Raw genomic sequence first — 3,044 nt, 5'->3', positions numbered from 1 at the left:
TCCCGTGACCTGATGGTCCCGGTCACCCTCTTCGAGGTCGACKGAGAATACGGCGTCCTTCCTTCTGACGAGATCGACGCCGACGACGATCTGGCGATCGTGCACGAGTATACGCCATGGCCGGCTCATTGAGCCGGCGCCGCGTGGGTGCCCCTTGCGAGCGGCAGGCCGCAAGGGGGGCCTCGCCGTGTCCGACGTCAGCTTGCATGATCCGACAATTGCCAGCCGCGCCCTTGCGGTCTTTGCTCTTCGGGGCCTGCCGAAAGGCGTCGGTGAACCGACGGGCAAGGAAGGATTATGGAGGCCGATCGCTGGGCGATCGKAATGAAAAATGAAGAGAAKAGAGATTGAAGCGCTGCGCGATCAGGTCAGTTGTGCGGCGGTGCTTGAGTATGCGGGGTTTGCAATAGACGCGAAGGAAAGCACACGGCGGGCGGTCAAATTCCGCCGCGGCGGCGAGATCATCATCGTCACCTATGAAGGGCGCGGATGGTTCGATCCTTTGTCCGACGCGAAAGGCGATGTGTTCCGGCTTGTCGAGCATCTCKATCGGGTCGGCTTTCTCGAAGGTGCCGAGCGGGTCGCGGCTCTGGTCGGTTTTCAGATCACGGAGCCGGAATGGCAGTCGGCGAAAGATGGCGAGAGATGCGACCTCTCTCTTGCCGATCGTTGGCAGTCCCGCAGGCGACCCTGGCCCGGTTCCGCGTCGTGGCGATACCTTAATGGCGAGCGCCGCCTGCCAGCGACCGTGCTGCGAGCGGCGATCAAAGGCGACCTTCTGCGCGAAGGTCCGCAAGGCAGCATGTGGGCGGCACACCGAGACAAGGCCGAGCTCTTGACCGGCTGGGARGCGCGSKGYCCGCARTACCGGGGTTTTGCKTCCGGAGGAACSAAGGTTCTTTTCCGYYTCGGTYCGGATAGYGCGMTGCGYCTGGCTGTCACGGAAGCCGCGATCGAYGCCATGAGCCTCGCGGCGATGGAGGGTTTGCGGGAGGGCACGCTTTATCTCAGCACTGGCGGCGGATGGTCGCCGACCACGGAGGCAGCGTTGCGGGAGTTGGCCGCGAAACCTGGCGTCCAGATGGTTGCGGCCACGGACGCCAATCTGCAGGGCGACATGTTTGCCGAACGGCTGCGGACGCTTGCCGACGATGCAGACTGCGACTGGACGCKACTTCGGCCGCCCGTGGAGGACTGKAACGAAACCCTGAAGATCAGGGAAAAGGAAAAGACGGAAAGGATGGAAGGAGGAGGCGTGCCGCATGCGCGCCGCCCGCGTCAAGGGAGGCTTCGCCCGGCGGAGCCGGCCCTTGACCCAGACGGTCACGATGCCGGCGGCAGCCAGGGGGTCATGAAGGACTGAAGAGGAAGGCAAGGTCGAGAGGACAGTGCCGCGCTTCGGCCCGAAACCTCCGAAGGAGCCGCAGATGAATTCCTCTCCCGCAATCCGAAAAGTCTTCCAGGGTATCGCAAGCCGACCGCAGATGTTCCGCATGTTCGACCGTCATCTCCAGGGGCCCAACCGCTGGGAAGACGACGCAATGCCGCTCTATGCCGGCGAATGGTTCGAGATCGACGAGGCCGAGCACGACTATATGTTCGAAATCCTGCCGCCGCTCTGGATCCGCGGTTCGATGTTTGCGATGCGCGAGTTCCTGACCGGCTCGGTGACGTCAGTGTTCTTCGCACTACGGATCGACGAGGCGATCCGCTATTTTCACGGCTATTGCGACCTTTCCGATAAAGCGTCCGTCGAGACCATGCGCCGTGCGATCATCKAGCACGAGAGCCGCCCGGTCCGGGCCATGACGCACGAGGAACGCCTCGAGCATATCTGGAGCAGCACAGCGGACGACTATCGCGGCTATGCGGGCKAGCGCTGGCCAGAGGCCTCACGCGGCAAGCGCACGGTGATGCTCTACGGCGGTAAAGGCGGCACTGTTCTGAAGCTGCTGGAAGACCTCAGCGACGACGAGATCGCCGCCAAGCTGCCAGTACAACTGCGCCACCTCCCCTCGCCGATCGCGGCTTGAGAGTTTCCGATTGCATCCGTGCGCGAAGCAATCGCGCTCGGCCCACGATAGCCGCGCAGCCCAGGTAGGCGGCCCCTCCACCCCTTCGCGTTMCTCGACTGTCGCTTGCGGCAGATCGATGACGCTCGCTCACAAGGAGCTTTCGATGAGCACCGATCCCTTCTCCCTTAATATGTTTGGCAGCAGCGCTTTGTCATCAGGACTTGGTCTTGGCGTCACGGCGTTCGGCGGTTTTGCCGCCAACGACGACGAGCCCGACYCGACCCCGCCGTCTCCTGCGCCGGCGCGGGCTCTGCCGGTGACCAACCGGCYGSTCCCSCGAAAGCAGGKKCAGCGCRCCAACTTCTATCTCGACGACGGSGAYCGCGAKCTCGCCGCGACCTGGAAGGARCGGGCRCGCATCAAYGTYGCKGCSATCCTCACSGCMMACGAAMTCGAGAAGATGAACCTGCCGGCGACCCCGGCCGCGCAGGCGAGGCTGATCCGCTTCACTGGTTTCGGCGCCGGCGAGCTTGCGAATGGCATGTTCCGGCGGCCGGGGGAAACCGATTTCCGAACGGGTTGGGACGATCTCGGTAGCTCACTGGAAACAGCGATCAGCGAGGGCGAATATGCGTCCCTTGCCCGTTGCACCCAATATGCCCACTTCACCCCCGAATTCATTATCCGGGCAATCTGGAATGGCTTGCAGCGCCTTGGCTGGCGCGGCGGTCGCGTGCTGGAGCCGGGGATCGGAACAGGCCTGTTTCCGGCGCTKATGCCGAAACAGTAYCGCGAMMTSAGCTAYGTCACCGGYATCGAGCTCGATMCCGTCACSGCSCGSATCGCGMRMCTGCTGCAGCCGAAGGCGCGCATCATCAACGSCGAYTTCGCGCGYACCGACCTCAAYGCGATCTACGATCTTGCCATCGGCAACCCGCCCTTCTCCGATCGGACGGTTCGCTCCGACCGGCAATATCGTTCGCTCKGYCTWCGSCTGCACGAYTACTTCATCGCCCGRTCGATCGATCT

At 63.5% G+C, this 3,044-nt stretch carries 2 protein-coding genes and 1 pseudogene; all 3 read left to right on the top strand.

All coding sequences use genetic code 11. The features are described from left to right. Positions 1-331: 331 nt before the first annotated feature. A complete protein-coding gene (locus QD357_RS31600; RefSeq protein ID WP_414125916.1) occupies positions 332-1,363 on the top strand; it encodes a DUF3991 domain-containing protein in 1,032 nt (343 codons plus the stop codon). Positions 1,364-1,427: 64 nt separating this feature from the next. Then, the gene (locus QD357_RS31595; protein ID WP_414125915.1) at positions 1,428-2,033 is read left to right on the top strand and encodes a DUF1419 domain-containing protein; all 606 of its coding nucleotides are present in this window, start codon (positions 1,428-1,430) and stop codon (positions 2,031-2,033) included. A 145-nt stretch (positions 2,034-2,178) separates the two neighbouring features. Continuing rightward, positions 2,179-3,044: pseudogene (locus tag QD357_RS31590) on the top strand (lactate dehydrogenase); the annotation flags it as partial.

Origin of the sequence: Rhizobium sp. BR 317 (genome assembly GCF_047445835.1) — a bacterium.
GTDB lineage: Bacteria > Pseudomonadota > Alphaproteobacteria > Rhizobiales > Rhizobiaceae > Rhizobium > Rhizobium paranaense.
This window is presented reverse-complemented; position numbering and strand designations above follow the sequence as displayed.